General features: G+C 56.8%; 13 protein-coding genes and 2 pseudogenes. 11 read left to right on the plus strand and 4 right to left on the minus strand.

Features of this window, described 5'->3' with window-relative positions; translation table 11 throughout:
• Positions 1-5 precede the first annotated feature (5 nt).
• Positions 6-1724, plus strand: a complete 1719-nt coding sequence (locus ACOZK9_RS08495) for a GldG family protein (RefSeq protein ID WP_152750375.1) — start codon at positions 6-8, stop codon at positions 1722-1724.
• An 18-nt stretch (positions 1725-1742) separates the two neighbouring features.
• Here the strand turns inward: ACOZK9_RS08495 and ACOZK9_RS08500 are convergent, their stop codons facing one another.
• The 3 genes from ACOZK9_RS08500 to ACOZK9_RS08510 all read right to left on the minus strand — a co-directional run bounded on the left by ACOZK9_RS08500 (position 1743) and on the right by ACOZK9_RS08510 (position 4294).
• Entirely contained in the window at positions 1743-2051 is a 309-nt protein-coding gene (locus ACOZK9_RS08500; protein ID WP_152750379.1) for a class I SAM-dependent methyltransferase, read from the minus strand.
• 283 nt (positions 2052-2334) lie between these two features.
• Complete coding sequence (locus tag ACOZK9_RS08505; RefSeq protein WP_058414688.1) at positions 2335-2769, minus strand: DoxX family protein; 435 nt, start codon at positions 2767-2769, stop codon at positions 2335-2337.
• Between the two features lie 103 nt (positions 2770-2872).
• Positions 2873-4294 (minus strand): MltF family protein, encoded by a 1422-nt coding sequence (locus tag ACOZK9_RS08510; RefSeq protein ID WP_058414689.1) that lies wholly within the window; start codon positions 4292-4294, stop codon positions 2873-2875.
• A gap of 236 nt (positions 4295-4530) precedes the next feature.
• Between ACOZK9_RS08510 and ACOZK9_RS08515 the strand changes: the two genes are divergently transcribed.
• From ACOZK9_RS08515 to ACOZK9_RS08560, 10 genes and pseudogenes are all read left to right on the plus strand, one after another.
• Complete coding sequence (locus tag ACOZK9_RS08515; protein WP_058414690.1) at positions 4531-5337, plus strand: TatD family hydrolase; 807 nt, start codon at positions 4531-4533, stop codon at positions 5335-5337.
• Between the two features lie 95 nt (positions 5338-5432).
• Positions 5433-6914: a methyl-accepting chemotaxis protein gene (locus tag ACOZK9_RS08520; RefSeq protein WP_152750377.1), complete on the plus strand. Its 1482-nt coding sequence runs from the start codon at positions 5433-5435 to the stop codon at positions 6912-6914.
• Between the two features lie 198 nt (positions 6915-7112).
• On the plus strand, positions 7113-11951 hold the full coding sequence (locus tag ACOZK9_RS08525) for an RHS repeat-associated core domain-containing protein (RefSeq protein ID WP_421555615.1): 4839 nt from the start codon (positions 7113-7115) through the stop codon (positions 11949-11951).
• A 7-nt stretch (positions 11952-11958) separates the two neighbouring features.
• Entirely contained in the window at positions 11959-12375 is a 417-nt protein-coding gene (locus ACOZK9_RS08530; protein ID WP_152749318.1) for a hypothetical protein, read from the plus strand.
• 334 nt (positions 12376-12709) lie between these two features.
• A pseudogene (locus ACOZK9_RS08535) lies at positions 12710-12875 on the plus strand (RHS repeat-associated core domain-containing protein); the annotation flags it as partial.
• A 390-nt stretch (positions 12876-13265) separates the two neighbouring features.
• On the plus strand, positions 13266-13649 hold the full coding sequence (locus ACOZK9_RS08540; protein ID WP_058412906.1) for a hypothetical protein: 384 nt from the start codon (positions 13266-13268) through the stop codon (positions 13647-13649).
• Positions 13650-13974: 325 nt separating this feature from the next.
• The gene (locus ACOZK9_RS08545; RefSeq protein WP_152749319.1) at positions 13975-14307 is read left to right on the plus strand and encodes a hypothetical protein; all 333 of its coding nucleotides are present in this window, start codon (positions 13975-13977) and stop codon (positions 14305-14307) included.
• A gap of 188 nt (positions 14308-14495) precedes the next feature.
• Positions 14496-14600 (plus strand): HNH/endonuclease VII fold putative polymorphic toxin, encoded by a 105-nt coding sequence (locus tag ACOZK9_RS08550; protein ID WP_421555629.1) that lies wholly within the window; start codon positions 14496-14498, stop codon positions 14598-14600.
• Complete coding sequence (locus tag ACOZK9_RS08555; RefSeq protein ID WP_152749320.1) at positions 14597-14998, plus strand: Imm50 family immunity protein; 402 nt, start codon at positions 14597-14599, stop codon at positions 14996-14998. Before ACOZK9_RS08550 ends, ACOZK9_RS08555 begins: the two co-directional genes overlap by 4 nt.
• A 149-nt stretch (positions 14999-15147) precedes the next feature.
• A pseudogene (locus tag ACOZK9_RS08560) lies at positions 15148-15378 on the plus strand (DUF962 domain-containing protein); the annotation flags it as partial.
• A gap of 33 nt (positions 15379-15411) precedes the next feature.
• On the opposite strand, the gene ACOZK9_RS08565 reads toward ACOZK9_RS08560, so the two are convergent.
• Positions 15412-16209: an acyl-CoA thioesterase gene (locus ACOZK9_RS08565; RefSeq protein WP_421555630.1), complete on the minus strand. Its 798-nt coding sequence runs from the start codon at positions 16207-16209 to the stop codon at positions 15412-15414.
• Positions 16210-16271 lie beyond the last annotated feature (62 nt).

Raw genomic sequence — 16271 nt, forward strand, 5'->3', positions numbered from 1 at the left:
ACACTATGCGATCCGTTCTTCTTGCGGGCATGACACTTATGGTCATCCTGTTGCTCTTTCTGGCGTTTAATCTGGCGTGGGTAAACAATCTTCCGGATATACGCTGGGACGTTTCACAAAAAAAAATTCACACTTTATCGCCACCGGCACGCCAACTGCTCGCGACACTTGAACATCCACTGGACATTTATTACTTCAACTCAAGCAATCATCCGAACAGAAGCCAAGCGCTGGACCGCTATGGCGAGCGCGTTGAAGACCTGCTCAAAGAGTACGAAAAAGCCGCCAAGGGCATGCTTAACCTGCATGTTATTGACCCGGCACCTTATTCTGAGGATGCCTACAAAGCCGGCCTGTTCGGCCTTGACGACACACAAGGCTTTCTTGGCCTGATTGGTACACGAGCAGGCCAGGCTGCCCAGCGTATGGACGTCATCAGCCTGGATGGCGAGCCATTGCTTGAGTATGAAATCAGCCACCTGATCTACACGCTGATGCACCCGGCGCCCCCGACTGTCGGCGTGCTGACCGGGCTTTCGCTGAACCAGTCCGCCACGCAACTGCTGGGGCAAATGCACCAGCACTTCAAACTTGTCGGCCTGGCATCGACCACTGACCAGGTGCCAGAGTCGATCGAAACGCTCATGGTCGTGCACCCTCGCGCACTGCCAGACCAAGCCCTCTACGCAATTGAACAGTTCGTATTGAGGGGCGGCAAACTGATGATCTTTATCGACCCGCTGAGTGAAGTGGATGCGGGCACTGCATCACCAAACCCCAGGCTTGAAGCACTGCTGGCGGCTTGGGGCATACAGATGCCGACGGACAAACTTGTGGTCGATACGCTTTACGCCTCCCCTGCCGCAGAGTCGACCGCACTGCAGATGACCCGGTTAACCCTGCCAAGGCACGCGATGACGGCGAATGATATTAGTAGTTGGAAACTCAACACACTACTGGTCTCCAGCAGCGGCACGCTTTCGCGCGTAAGAAAGGGCCGTACGACACTGACGCCACTGCTGCAAAGCTCCGGGCAATCTGCGCTGCTCGACGTTCGGCGCGCAGCCTCTGAGCCTCTTGACGAGACGCCTGCACGTGGGCAACGCCAGGTGATAGCTGGTCGAATCGACGGGCCGGCCTATTCCGTGTTTCCCGACGGCATTCGGGGGCAGGCGCCCGGACTGCAAAAAGCCAACAACATCCAGGTGGTGGTGGTCGCCGACACGGATTTACTCATGGACGCCGTCATCGGTTCTGCGCCCAACAGCAACGCGCTGTTTGTGTTGAACACATTGGATAACTTGGCCGCCGCCGATATTCTCGCAAGCATTCGACCACGCGCCACGGCTAGCCAGTCGACGAACCCGCTGGAGCAAATGCGCGAGGTGGCAGCACTCGCTTACACGCAAAACGCGCTGGAGCTTGAGCGACGACTTGCGCAAACGGAGCAGGAGTGGCAACGCTTGAACCCGCCGAGCACAGGCTTCGGCACCCAAGCGGTGGTTAGCAGTACCCAATTGCAGGCGCTCAATAAGGAACGCCTGCGACTGCCCATAGAGTTGCAGGCGCTTAAGGTCGAGGCCTACGCGCAGGTGCATCGAGCGGAGCGATACCTGAAGCTGCTGATGATTGTCGCGGTGCCACTGCTTTTATGCCTGATCGCCTGCGCAGTGTTGCTCTACCACCGCCGTCGTCGAGCACTGCAGGCGGCGTCGTTTAACTGATCCCTCAATAACCCACACTCAACGACGCGCAATCAGCCCTTGGCGAGCAATGCGTGTCAGGTGGCGAATCACTTCAGCGGCATCGTCGGCACTCGGCGCCTGGATAACCGCGAGGTCAAAGCTGTTGCTGGCAAAGCGCGTCAGGGAGTCGCCGTCTTCGACAAACTGGATCAGGAACGCCGAAGGCCGACCCGTACGACGCGGCCAACCATCGAGGTAACGCAACAGCGTCGGCTGGTGTTTGCCGCCGAGCAGGATTTTAGGATTGCGTTGAGTCAGGTCCGCAGTGATCGGGGCCAGGCGTATGAGGGGGCGTGGTGAATTCAGGGGTGCATTCATCGTGTCGTGTCTCTGCCTCAAAAGTCTGCGGGCAGGTGAGAGGCAACACCGAACCAGCGCTTTAGCGGAATTTCGAAACCTGACTCGCGATGAGTGCATGCTTCTGTCGGGCTGCATTGAGTCCCGGTGGCGCCCCGCAATTAGCTGTTTAAATCGGCGCATGAGCAGCATCCTAGAGAAGCGCATAGGGCGCTGTCAAGAATCCCGGGCAAGGAAAAGCCCCGCGCATGGCGGGGCTCTCCAAGGTATTACTGCAAGACCGTGGCAGGTCTCAGCGGGCGATCGCACGGTCGGCAGACAGTTTGCCGGCGCCTTCGAACAACACCGCCAACGAGCCGCCGAGCAAGGCCAGTGCGAACTCATAACCATTGTTGGCCATGAACAAGCCGTTATGAATATGCACCGTGAAGATCGCCACCAGCGACAGGAAGGTCAGGCCCAACGCCGCCGGGCGCGCCAGCAAACCGATGATCAACGCCAAGCCTGCAAAGAACTCCGTACCACCCGACAACACCGCCATCAGGGTTCCGGGCGCCAGGCCGATGCTCTCCATCCACTGCGCAGTGCCCGCCAGGCCGTAGCCGCCAAACCAGCCGAAGAGTTTCTGCGAACCGTGCGCAGCGAAAATAATCCCGACAAAAATTCGCAGGACGGTCAGGCCATAACCGGCACGGGTAGACAGGATGCGTTTGATCAATGGGCTCATGCTGCTAATCCTTTTTCAAAGTAGGGGTGGTTGGCCGCTATATTAATCGGATTAAACAATGATAAAAGCCGAAAAAATGCCTAATACTTATCGATAAAACCGATTATTTTCGCGAGGCCACTTTCGGCGCATTCGGCTCCAAAGACCCGCGCTCCCGATCAAATGCCAAGTAGTACTTGTTGACACTATTAACATAGCTGACGCCGCCCATGCCCACTTGCTCCATGGCAATACGCTCAACCTGGAAGAACCACTGATTGGGGTTCAAACCCCGCCGGCGGGCTTCTGCGCGCATGCCCTGGACGCGCTCCGGCCCCATGTTGTAAGCCGCCAGCACAAACGCCATGCGTTCACGCTCGTTGAGTTTGGGGCTGGCGAAGAATTTACGGCGGATCATCGCCAGGTAACGCGCGCCCGCCTGCACATTGCTGTCGAGATTCTCGATGTTATTTACGCCCACCCGTTGCGCCGCCGACGGCGTGATCTGCATCAGCCCGGTCGGGCCGCCGCTGTTGCGCGCGCCGGGGTCCAGTGCCGATTCCTTGAACGCCAGCGCTGCCAGGTTCAACCAGTCCATGCCCTGTTCACGCGCGTGTTTTTGCAACACCGGGCGCAGTTTTTCGAGGCGCTGGCGGTCGGCGCGGGCCAGTGGGTTACGCACCTGGTAGAGGCGTCGGTAGATTCGCTGGAACGCCACGTCCTGGTCGGAGGGGGTTCGATAGGTCTTGAGAAAACGATCAATACTGGCGCGCAGCATCGAGGCGTCCTGGCGCACGAACCAATATTCATCGCCCGGTGCGTTGATGACTACCTGCCGGTCAAAGCGCAGTTTGGGCAGGATTTTCGACCAGCGTTCGGCAATCGGCTTTTCGACAATGGTGAGGTGGAAGATCCCGGCCTGGACCATCTCCAACACATCTTCCACGGCCAACGTCGGGTCAACCCACTCCACCTTTATCGGCGGCTGCTTGTGCAGCGCCAGTTTCTGGTTGGCCTGGCTGATCGCATCCGCCGCCGCACTGCCGGTGGTCAACGCGAGCGTGCGCCCTGACAGTTGCTCCAGCCTGGTAAAGCGCCGCTCACCTTTCACGCCCACCAGCCATAACGGCACATCGCTGGCAATCGGGTCGCTGCTGCTGATTTTGTGCGCGGCCTTCACATCGAGCAATTCACCCGGCGCTACCAAGTCGCCTTCACCCCGGGCCAGCGCGCCGAGCAGTTGGTCTTTGGCCTTGGGAATAATTTTGAGGGTGATCGCTTCACCCTCACGGGCATGCCCATTCAGGTAGTGCTCGAAGGCGCGCAGGCGATGGTATTCAACACCGATGGCCTGGCCTTCGACTTCACCGGAACTGTTACGGCTCTGGTTGACCAGCACACGCAGGGTGCGACTGGAGCGAATCTGCGCCAGGTCACGCACTTTGCCGGGCTTGGTCACTTCCAGCGGCCCGTCCAAACGTGCGACCGCCGCCGTGGGCAGCAGTAACGTCAGGCACACTAAAAGCAACGCCGAGGGTCGGATCATCCGCTCTCCGGAAAGAATACTGGCCAGCGCCTTCGCGCAAGACGAAGTGCTGGAGGTCATAAACAGAGCGCTTTATGCGCAGGCTTTGTGAGCAGCGGCGGCATCGCGGCTGGCAACCGGCCAGCCACAATGTCACTTGCGACGTTCAAAGACAGCTACAACTCTTTGTAGTTCTTGGTTTTTCTTATAAATCTACAGCTCTGATATGCTTTCCGGCCGCAGGCGGAGATAGCACCATGCAACTCATTGATATTGGCGTCAACCTGACCCACTCCAGTTTCGACGAGAGGCACCAGGCCGTTCTCGACCGCGCCTATGCTGCCGGCGTGCAGCAATTGGTGCTCACCGGCACCGATGTCGACGGCAGCGAACAGGCCCTGGAGCTGTGTGTAAAACTCGATGAAAGCGGCCAACGCCTGTTCAGCACTGCCGGCATCCACCCCCATTCCGCCAGCGACTGGAACGGCGACAGCGCACGGCGCTTGCGCAGTTTGCTCAGCGAAAGCCGGGTGCGGGCGGTAGGCGAATGCGGGCTGGACTTCAACCGCGATTTTTCGCCGCGCCCGCAGCAAGAAAAGGTCCTCGAAGAACACCTGGCGCTGGCGGTCGAGCTGAAACTGCCAGTGTTTCTGCACGAACGCGACGCCAACCAGCGCTTGCTGGAAATTCTCAAGGACTACCGCGACCACCTGACCGCCGCCGTGGTGCATTGCTTCACGGGCGAGCAACAGGCGCTGTTCAGCTACCTCGACCTCGACCTGCATATTGGCATCACCGGTTGGATCTGCGATGAGCGGCGTGGCACGCACCTGCACCCGCTGGTCAGGGAAATTCCGCGCGGCCGTCTGATGCTGGAAAGCGATGCGCCCTACCTGTTGCCGCGCACCTTGCGCCCCAAGCCCAAAAATGGCCGCAACGAACCGGCCTACCTGCCCGACGTGCTGCGCGAAGTGGCGCTGCACCGTAACGAAACCGAAGAAGACTTGGCCGAGCACAGCAGCGCCTGCGCCCGCGCATTTTTTGCGCTGCCGATGGTTGATTGATGCGGCGCATTGACCCATGTCAAAACGGCAATCCTGAGTAGCGGCACAATAATGGCACCTTGCCAATGCTGTTCCGCTATCAGAGAAAACCTTCCATGGGTGCCTGGCTTAGCAATATCTCGCTGAAATACAAATTCTGGGCGGTCAATGCGGTCGCCTTCATCACCACCCTGCTGCTGGTGCTCTACGCGGTGCAGCTCGAACAACAGGCCCGCAGCGATGCGTCACAAGCCTCGGCGCAGGCGCAAGCACGCTTGCTCGGTGACTGGCCGGCCAACAGCGCCCTGCCCAAGGGCGAGCATTGGCTTACCTTTACACGCGGCCAAGTCCCACAATTGGCCGGCCAGGATCTGTCAGCCCTGAGCACAGCCACGGGTTGGGTCGAACTTAATCATAGGCCCTTGTTCGGCGAAAACCCGCTGACAGGTGCGCACGTGGTAGCCCGCGCCGACGGTCAACAGGTCGCGGTGCTGGCCTACAGCCCTAGCCTCAGCCAAGTGTTCGGCGAACGTTTCGCCAACTATGCGGTGGCGGTGCTGATCCTCATGCTGGCGATGCTCGGCGCGTCGCAGTTGCTGATCCGCTTCCTGCTCAGCCAACTCAACACCCTCAAGGACGTGATGCTGCACGTGGAGAAAACCGGCGACCTCTCGGCCCGCGTGCCACTCGCCTGCGAGGACGAAGTCGGCCAGATGGCCAGTGCCTTTAATGCCATGCAGGCCGGCTATCAACGGGTGGTCAACACCGTGGCCCATACCGCACAGCAGCTGGACGAAGGCGCCGCCCGCCTGGCCAGCAGCATGAACAAGGTGCAACACGGCATGCTCGGCCAGCAAAGCGAAACCGACCAAGCGGCCACCGCGATTAATCAAATGACCGCCACTGTCTACCACATTGCCCAGCATGCCGGTGCTACGCGCGACCTCTCCCAAACTGCCGACAGCCTCGCAGGCAGCGGCCGCGAAGTGGTCAGCCGGGTGCAGCGCTCAATTGCCGGGCTGTCCACCGGTGTGCAACAAACCGCGCAGATGATCCAGAAACTCGCCGAAGACAGCCACAAAATCAACGGCGTGGTGAGCGTGATTCACAGCATTGCCGAACAGACCAACCTGCTCGCCCTCAACGCCGCCATCGAAGCCGCCCGCGCTGGCGAAATGGGCCGCGGCTTTGCGGTGGTCGCCGACGAAGTACGCAACCTGGCCAAGCGCGTGCAAAACTCCACCGACGAAATCACCCACATGGTCTCGGCGCTGCAAGCCGGCACCCGCGACGCGGTGGACTTCATGCAAGAAAGCTCGTTCAAGGCCGACGACTGCGTGCAACAAGCCCAGGACGCCGGTGCCGCACTCGCCGAAATCACCGGCGCCGTGGCCCAAATGCGTGAGAGCAACACCCAGATCGCCGTGGCCGCCGAACAGCAAAGCCACGTCGCCGAAGAGATGAACCGCGCGGTCGTGAGCATTCGCGACGTGACCGACACCACGGTGCAGCAGACCGTCGATTCGGCCACCACCAGCAACCAACTGGCAAGCCTGGCCGGGGAGTTGAGCAAGGCGATTGGGCAGTTGAAGCTGTAGGATTCTTCAATCCGTAATCTGACTCCTACACTCACACCTCCACTTACCTGATGTTTTGACGAAACGTCCTGCACATCCTGGCGAATAGCGCCGACTTCTTTATCTGACGAACCTCTGCAAAGTCTCTCGCCTGATCATCCAGTGCGAGGGACCGCCAATGTATTTCTCCATTAATGCCACACCCGCAGGGGCTGCCGCTTGAACCCGGCCATTGCCTCGCTGGCCCTGACCCCACTGGATGCAAAGACGGTCGATGTGGAAGCCGTCTTGCGTGAGTTCCGCGAGTGCTTGAATACCTTTGACGAATGGGCCGAAAGCTTTTTCAGCTTCTCCGCGCTGGATGTCGAGCAGGTATTCAAGGTAGGCGATGAAGTGGCGCTGGTTGCGCCGATCAACCGCTCGCTGTTTCCCAGCAGCACCGTCGCCACCTGCCAGGCCAGCGGCACGTTAACCCTCGTGCACATGTTCCAGAGCACACGCTTTGTGCCCATCGGCAACACGCCGGTGGTACTGCAACGTATCGACCCGAACGGTGGCCCACTGGGCGAGCCGATCCACAAGACCATCGGCCCCAGCGGCATTCTCGAAATCACTGAATGTGATCGCAATCAACAGTACCGAATCAACTTCTATCCCAACGTTTCCAAGGATCACGTCAAGGCGCTGTATGCGTCCTATCAGTCAGTTATCTCGGGGCTGGAAGTGCGTCTGCGCGAAGAGTGGAACCGCACGTTCAAAACGCAATGGAACGACTATACAAACGCCAGCCCACTTGACCGGCGCAGGCTGCTGGAATCGGCATTTCTCGGTGGCATGGTGCAGGCGCTTTACAGTCTGTGGGACAACTTAACGCAACTGTTTGACCTGTTGGCGGACATCAAGCCCAACAGCCAAAAGTTACTGCAATACGTCTCACAAGCCGAACTTGATGAACTCTTGACGCTGGGCAACGAGGCGATCGCCAACGGCCTGCTGGTACTCAGCGATGAACCGCTGTTGTTTATCTATGTGTCGGCGATGGTCAGCTGGATGCGCATGCTGCCACCGCAAGAAATGAATGAGCTGATGGGGGAAATCACCGGCGATGTGTTGATTAACCTGCTGCTGATCAGGGTGGCGGGTGTGATGGGTGTGGGTCTGCGCCTGGGCGCTCAGGTGTTGAGCCCTATCAAATCTGCACGCGCGCGGGGTTGGTTGGCGTTGCTCGCCGAGCAGCTCTTAGTGGGTAAGTTGGATGCACATACTGCGGCGGTTAAGCCGTTGTTGCTGGGCAGCGCGGCGCTACCGATCAAGGCGGTGCCGGTTGCACCGTTGAAGGCTGGGCAGCACCTGGTGGCGAACCCGGTGCCTGCGGTTCGCGGCAAGACGCAGAAGACCACATTGGTGCGCCAAGAGCACGTCGACGATGTGCCCGCTGCAAGCAAGAACCCGAACGGTGATGCCGCGGCCAGCGCCGATAAAACCGTCACCCACGGTTGCCCGGTGTCGATGGTCACCGGGGAAGAATTGCTGACCCTCACCGACGGCGCACTGGACGGGCTTTTGCCGTTTGAGTGGACGCGGGTGTACCGCACCAGTGCGGTGGACGTGGATGGCGGGCTGGGCTTTGGCTGGAGTCATTCGCTGGCGCAACGGCTGGTGGTGGACGGTGATTCGGTGGTGTGGACGGACCATGAGAATCGGTCGACCGAGTTTCCGTTACCCAGCGTTTCTCGACCGGCGATTACCAACAGCTTGGCCGAAGCGGCGATTTATTGGGGTGATTTGCCCGGTGAATTAGTGCTGGCTCAGGCTTCGCGTTTTTATCACTTCTGCGACGGTGTGCTGACTGCGATCAGCGATGCTTACGACAACCGGCTGCGAATCTCCCGTGACTTTTCGGGGCGCATTGAGCGGCTGGACAATGGTGTAGGCCGGTCGCTGTTTTTACGCTACGCGTCTGGCCACATCGTGGCGGTGGACTATCAGGTTCAGCGCGCCCAAGGCCATGAACCTTTCGAATGGATTACTGAACAGCAAGTTGTTTTCTACACCTACGACGACGCTGGACGACTGCTTTCAGCGACCAATGCCGTAGGCGAAACCGAGTTTTATCGGTACGACGAGCAGCACGTCATTCTTGAGCGGCAGTTGGCCGGTGGCGCGCGTTTCTTTTGGGCGTGGGAGCGATCAGGCAAGGCGGCGCGGTGTGTTCGGCATTGGGCCAGCTTTTCACAGATGGACACGCGTTATGCCTGGGATGACAACGGCAGGGTCACGGTTCACAACGCCGATGGCAGCCAGGAAGTTTACGTGCATGACCAGCGCGCACGGCTGGTGCAGCGGATTGATCCCGATGGCGCTGAGCATTTCAAATCCTATGACGACCAGGGCCGGCTGACGGTCGAGCAAGACCCGCTGGGGGCGGTGACGGCGTATCAGTACGATGAAGCCGGACGCTTGGTCGCGCTGTTTCCGGGGGACGATGAGCCGACTTCCTACGAGCATGACAACGGCTTCGTACGTGTCGTGCGCCGTGGCGGGGCAGTTTGGAAGTATGAGCGTAACGACCAAAGCGACGTCACGCGCAAGACTGATCCCGACGGCAACGTTACGGACTACAGCTACAACAAACATGGGCAACTGACTGGCGTTTGGCATCCCGATAGCAGTTGTCATCGGCTGGTCTGGAATGACCATGGGCAACTGCTTGAGGCGTTATTTCCGAACGGCAGTAGCCAGCGCTACCGCTACGACGATCTCGGACGCCAGGTTGCGCGCGAGGATGAACATGGCGCACTGACCCAGTATCAGTGGGACGGCGTGGGTCGGTTGAATCGCGTGGTGTTACCCGGCGGCGCAACGCGGGAATACAGCTACAACGCCTACGGAAAAATCACCTCCGAGCGTGATGAGCTGGGCCACGTTACCCGCTACGAATACGGCGACGGCCTGCACCTGATCAGCCGCCGCATTAACGCCGACGGCACCCAAGTCAAATACCGCTACGACAACGTGCGGTTGTTGCTGACAGACATTGAAAACGAAGTTGGTGAAGTTTATGGGTTGCAATACCACCCTAACGGGCTGATCCAACAGGAAACCGGCTTTGACGGCCAGCGCACGGCTTACGTCTACGACCTCAACGGCAACCTGCTGGAAAAGACCGAGCATGGCGACGATGACAGCCAGCTAATCACCTGTTACGAACGCGATCACGCCGGGCGCCTTGTACGAAAAACCCTGCCCGACAGTACGACTGTTGATTACGCCTACGACCGCCAAGGTAATCTCCTCAGCGTCGACGACAACCACTGGGCGCTGGCCTACGAATACGACACGCAAAACCGCCTCACCGCCGAGCACCAAGGCTGGGGCACTCTGCGCTATGGCTACGATGCGTGCGGTCAGTTGCAACACTTGCGTCTGCCAGACAACAACCGCCTGGTGTTCAATCACGACAAAGGCGGTCAACTCGCCACCGTCGAATTAAACGGCGCGTTGCTGACCTCGCACCTGTTCAGTGCTGGCCGCGAGCGCCAACGCCAGCAAGGCCAACTGCTCAGCCACTACCACTACGACGAGCAAAACCGCCTGCACGCCCACGCGGTCAGCCAACAGGAACACCCCCTCTACCAGCGCCAATACGACTACGACAACAGCGGCAACCTCAGCCGAATTCTAGACACCCGCAAGGGCCAACACGACTACCACTACGACCCCCTCGCCCGCCTGACCCACGCCGACCACTCACAAGACGTAAAAGAACGTTTCGGTCACGACCCGGCCGGCAACCTGCTGATGCAAGACCGCCCCGGCCCCGACATCGTTGCCGGCAACCGCCTGATGATCCAGGGCGACCACCATTACGACTACGACGCCTTCGGCAACCTGATCCGCGAAAGGCGCGGTAAAGGCCATCAACTCGTCACCGAATATCGCTACGACTGCCAGCACCGGCTGACTGGCATTACCCAACCCAACGGGCAAACCGCTCGCTATCGCTACGACCCGTTTGGGCGGCGCATCAGCAAAACCGTGGACGAAAAGACCACAGAGTTTTTTTGGCAAGGCGACAAGCTGATTGCCGAACATCACGCTGATCGGCATCGCAGTTATATCTACGAGCCGGACAGCTTTCGGCCGTTGGCGCTGCTGGAAGGGTTTGGTCCGAGTGAAACCAAAGCTTTCCACTATCAACTCGACCACCTTGGCACACCGCAAGAACTCACCGCGCCTGACGGCGAAATTGTCTGGTCCGCGCATTACCGCGCCTACGGCCAGGTCGCTCGCCTGGACATGGAAAAAATCGACAACCCGCTGCGTTTTCAGGGCCAATACTTCGATCAAGAAAGCGGGCTGCACTACAACCGCCATCGCTACTACAATCCAGACAGTGGCCGCTACCTGACGCCGGACCCGGTGAAGCTGGCGGGCGGGATCAACGCGTATCAGTATGTGCCCAACCCTACGGAATGGGTTGATCCGCTGGGGTTGAACACATGTCCGGGTGGGGACGGTTGTAAACCCGCTAACAGGGCCGAGAACCCAATTGGAAAGGCTAGGGTCGAGGAGCGACAGCCCGCAGTACCTCAGACGTCGCGAGAACAGCGACGTGAACGAATAGAGGATCTAACTGAGGCAAACGCCAAACGGCGCGTAATGGAACTGGAGGATAAATACGACATGCATACTGTCGCCAAACATGGCAAGGAGATACCAAGTACGGCCATGCAAAAACGATCAATAGATGGGACTAACCCCGCAAATGGCAAAAGAGGGAAAGTAAGCTCAAGCTCTCAGTTTAAAAGCTGGAAAATACACCTTCACGCCCTAAATAAAGCCATACCAAAAATGCAAGGAAAACCCCCCTCACATACAGGCTACGATGCGTTCGGCAACCCTGTGGTAAAAATGGAAATGCCTGACTCGGGGCATGGCTACAAACCTAACAAGAAGAACAAAAACAATCCAAAATATGTAGAGCAAATGAATCACGTAGAAGTTAGATTTGATAAAAATGACATCAGCCGTCCATTCACTGCTTTTCCATATTGAGTTTAAAATGCTGAAATCACCATTTGGCGACACACCCTTCACCCCAACGATTTCTTATATTTTGGCAGCACTGTCAATATACGATCTCGAAGAAACCAAAGGTGAAGCACTGTGGCAATACGACCCTAATAAAAATGAAGATCGGGAGACGATTATTAAGTGCTTCATACTCAAAGAACTCATGTATCTCCCTTATAAACATCGATTCGTACTAATTTCAATGTTGCAAGATGCATTAACTGACCCAAATTTTGACTTTGCCAAAGAATTCGAAAGCGACCACGACCGATACACGACGATGGCTTGGGATGAAACTGAAATAGCAGACCCGCGTGGTTTCTTTGCCGACATTTACCGGCTCGCCAGCGAGGTCTGGAAAGAAGACCTCCAAAAAGCAAGCCTTGAAGACCCCTCTACATGGTAAAAAACACTTGTCTCACCGGCCACTCCTTATCCGGTGGGGAGCGGGCTTGCTCATTGGGGCCACACGCTCGGTCAGATAAATCGGCGGTCTGAGTTTTGGGGCCGCTGCGCAGCCCAAAGCGAGCAAGCCCGCTAGCCACAACACTCCGCTTGCCATAGGGAGCGCGTCAGTCATAAAGGTGTGTTCACCCAACGTTAACCGGTGAGCAGTGTATCAGCGCTTGGCCGGTTGCATAAATATCCGGTTAGGCAGGTATATAGGCGGCCACACGCTTCCCAACTCGGCATATTTTTCGGGGGGTGTGATCCGGGGCGCGGCGCAGAAGACTCGACGTCGCTACAACCGCCATCGCTACTACAATCCAGACAGCGGCCGCTACCTGACGCCGGACCCGGTGAAGCGGGCGGGCGGGATCAACGCGTATCAGTATGTGCCCAACCCTACGGGGTGGGTTGATCCGCTGGGCTTGAGTGGTTGTCCAGGTGGAGATAAGTGCAAGCCAAATATAGAAGTTGAAGACCCAAGAGCCAAGGCAAAGGCCAATGAAGGCGAGCCACTCAGCCCTACGACCTCAAATGCCCCTTCTGAAATGGGATATAACAGAGAAACTTATGCTAAGAGACCAGTTAAACCCGAACACACCATCCAAAAGTGGGATGAGTTTCTAGGGCCAAGCCCTCATACAAATACCAACCCACGGACAGGTAAGGCCGATCAAGACAGAATCGTTTCCAGCGACGCCAAAAGAAGTATCCGGTATGGTTCTCATGAAATGAACAGCAAGCCAAGCAAGCATCACTACCATGAGGAGACATGGACGCTTGAGCTTAGAACCAACATTATGAACGTGGATAATACCGTAGTAAGAGTCCCACTACCGAAGAAATGAAATGAAAATACGAATTACCGAAGCCCTTTTTACTGACGACACTTTACTTGTGGGTTTTCGTTCGTCTGCTGGAAATGGTAAAGCTTTATGGATTGGCACTCAGCCTAAAATCGGCGATGAGGTGGATGTAGAGCTAGACCTTGATGAAGTTTTTTCCTGGGGGGAAAACTTAATATCTTCGCTTCGCAACACTCCACACATCACAGTTATAAACGAAGTTACCCGAATAACTGCCGAGATTATCCACGGCGCAGACGAGGAATGTGCAGCGTTAAAATTCGGCGACTCAATTATCCTTATTGAACTTGACGAGCCGATTCCTCAAAAATCAGGTTTTGTTGAGATAAGAGCAAAAAAAATCCACCTATACCCAACTAATTTTTAGGCATCACCCCAGTGCCACGCCGAATACAACGACGAATGAGAATATCTCTCCAATCTCGTCACCTCTACCCTAAACCAATGTACTTTCGATCGTCCGTTAATGGATGATTTCCATACCCAATGACCTAGCCGCGCTACAGTACTTACCTACTCAGACGCCCTGAAGATCAAGGGCCTCATGCACCAAAGCATCATGGGCATGCACGTTCACATAAAACTTAAACCAAATAGTTTGAACAGGAGGCAGGCTGAAAAATGCCTTTAATGAAAGCAAACCAGAAACCCATGAACACGGACACGGAACCGTTTTTTACCAGACGAAAAGCATGCCGGAATTTAACGTGACAAAATTTCCGATCTCCGATGGAAAAATTGAAAAATTAATTTGCACCAGGAACACACTGGTAGTGAAATTCACAGACTGGCAAGAAAAATCATGGGAGATCACGTTTGATGGCTTGATTGCTTTTCATGGCATAGGTGCTGTCGGAGCAGAAATATGTGATATGTACGAAGAAAAATCTTCCAGTCTTTCGCAAGAGGCTGAAAGACAAGGGCTTAGCGAAACTGGAACGAGCTACAGTTTCACATCAAGCAATGGTAGAGAAGTTATTTTTATCGTGATTGCAGCCAGCTACAGCGCTAGAAAAATTAACTAATGGTTTTTTTCTCGCGCCGCGCTTGATCAGGTAATTCGCGTTTTGGTTTTTGCGGCTGCTACGCAGCCCAACGCTAGCAAGCTCGCTCGCCACACCAAATTTGGCGCACAAAACCGGCTCACCGCAGAGCCCAATGGCTGGATACTCCAAGATCATTCTGCCGGTCATAAATTCGGAGTAAAAACAGAATAGGTGATCAAGGAGCCCACTTTAATTTACGCCCTCTTGAGGCACCGCGCACCGGCAACGTCCCTGGAACGAAAGATCACTACTCCTTCAAGGATAAAAAATGAAACATTGGAATGATCTTGACGGAACCATTTTCTTTAACAAAATTTTCAGCCAACCCATAGAAATCGGTGAAATCCTTATACGCACATTACGTCTAGAAAATGATCAACCGCTCTTCGGTATTGGCTTTGACATACCCGAATTCCCTGATCGTTTGCCCGAAAAATGGAAAGACGAAGGTTACAACACGTGCAGAATTGGGCTGACCTGCTTCGAAGTAAGCAACCTACAAATAGTAAACCTCCCTTGCAAAGAACTTTTCAGCGTAAAAATAGAAGAGGAGGACGGCTACTTTTTTTTCACTGCAAAATCGAAATCAGCATCCGTTGAACTCAAGAGTAAGTGGTTAACACTGTCTGGCCCATCCGCCTATATGAACGGCCCTGAACCAGAGGATTAAAACCGGTCGGACGAGGTTCCGTAAAAATGAGATAGGGTCCACAGAACGATACCTATGAGCCCCATAGCCAACGCCAATTCGCCGCCCCGCTCACCCGCCGCCTAAACTCTGCCCAACGAGTTGTTTTACCGGACAGAGGATTCACCATCATGGGCAAACGTCATCCTAATCTCCCCGCCTGGCAATGGCGTACCTACCCGCAAAGTCACCAGCACCCGACTAATCTGGCGCTGCAACTGATTGCCGTGCCGCTGATTATCATCGGGTTTCTGTTGATTGTGTCTGCGGCATTCAGCCCAAGCCTGGCGAGTTTTGCCGTCGGCGTTGTCGGCCTGCTGGCGGGTCTGGCGTTGCAGCGTCAGGGCCATCGTCTGGAATCAACCAACGACCGTTTGGCGGTTTAGCCATTAGGGTCAGGCGAACACCACCACGGCCTGGCGGCTGATCGCGATCAGTTCGCCGGTCGGGCTCCACAGTGCGGCGGCGGCATGGCCATAGCCGTCGCGGGCGTGTTCGATGTTGACGTGGTACTGGCACCAGTCGAGGGTGGTCAGGTTTGGCTGCGGCTGGATGAATTCGACGGTCCAGGTCAGTGTGCTGCCTGGCGCCGGTTGGGTCAGGTGAGGCAGCAAGGCCGGGGGCCAGGCGTCTACCAGTGCAAGAATATGCGACACGCTCAGCGGTTCTTCCTTAACATCCCCACGCAGGCGCACCCAACCGCCCATCTCGCGTGATTTGTTGCCGGTAAACGGTAGCCCGCCGACACTCCAGCGCATTGCCAGGTGCCGCATGAACTCCGGCGTGACGCCCTTGATATAGGGCAATTCCTGGCATTCGTCCCAATGTTTGAAGGTCGGCGGTGCCTCGCCGGCAACCACGATCTGCGACTCACGCGCCGAGCCAAAGCTGGCCTGTACCAGCGTCGCCACTTCGCCGCTCTGCACCACGCGGCCGAGCAACTGGCTGACGGCCTTGCCTTCGCGCAGCACTTCAACCTGGTAACTGGCTGGCACCTGCGGCGCAACGGGGCCTACAAAGGTCACGGCCATCGAGCGCAAAGGGCGCTCTGCCGGCACTTGGGCGCGCAAGGCTTCGTATTGCAACGCGGCAACCAGGCCACCAAAGGTCGCGCGGCCCTGCGCCCAGTCGGCGGGGATGGTCACGTCCAACGGGTTGCGACGGGCGGCGTCGAGTAAATCACTAAAGCGCATGGCGACCTCACAGAAGAATACCGATGCGAGGATCTTAACCATCAGGTCAATCCGGTACAGCG

Origin of the sequence: Pseudomonas kitaguniensis, from assembly GCF_049199985.1 — a bacterium.
Taxonomy (GTDB): domain Bacteria; phylum Pseudomonadota; class Gammaproteobacteria; order Pseudomonadales; family Pseudomonadaceae; genus Aquipseudomonas; species Aquipseudomonas kitaguniensis.

What these genes read in the sequence shown, in the direction of transcription:
- ACOZK9_RS08495 (WP_152750375.1), top strand. Translation starts at nt 6, where the DNA reads ATGCGATCCGTTCTTCTTGCGGGCATGACACTTATGGTCATCCTGTTG.
- ACOZK9_RS08505 (WP_058414688.1), bottom strand. Translation starts at nt 2,769, where the DNA reads ATGAGCCCATTGATCAAACGCATCCTGTCTACCCGTGCCGGTTATGGC.
- ACOZK9_RS08510 (WP_058414689.1), bottom strand. Translation starts at nt 4,294, where the DNA reads ATGATCCGACCCTCGGCGTTGCTTTTAGTGTGCCTGACGTTACTGCTG.
- ACOZK9_RS08515 (WP_058414690.1), top strand. Translation starts at nt 4,531, where the DNA reads ATGCAACTCATTGATATTGGCGTCAACCTGACCCACTCCAGTTTCGAC.
- ACOZK9_RS08520 (WP_152750377.1), top strand. Translation starts at nt 5,433, where the DNA reads ATGGGTGCCTGGCTTAGCAATATCTCGCTGAAATACAAATTCTGGGCG.
- ACOZK9_RS08530 (WP_152749318.1), top strand. Translation starts at nt 11,959, where the DNA reads ATGCTGAAATCACCATTTGGCGACACACCCTTCACCCCAACGATTTCT.
- ACOZK9_RS08540 (WP_058412906.1), top strand. Translation starts at nt 13,266, where the DNA reads ATGAAAATACGAATTACCGAAGCCCTTTTTACTGACGACACTTTACTT.
- ACOZK9_RS08545 (WP_152749319.1), top strand. Translation starts at nt 13,975, where the DNA reads ATGCCGGAATTTAACGTGACAAAATTTCCGATCTCCGATGGAAAAATT.
- ACOZK9_RS08555 (WP_152749320.1), top strand. Translation starts at nt 14,597, where the DNA reads ATGAAACATTGGAATGATCTTGACGGAACCATTTTCTTTAACAAAATT.
- ACOZK9_RS08565 (WP_421555630.1), bottom strand. Translation starts at nt 16,209, where the DNA reads ATGCGCTTTAGTGATTTACTCGACGCCGCCCGTCGCAACCCGTTGGAC.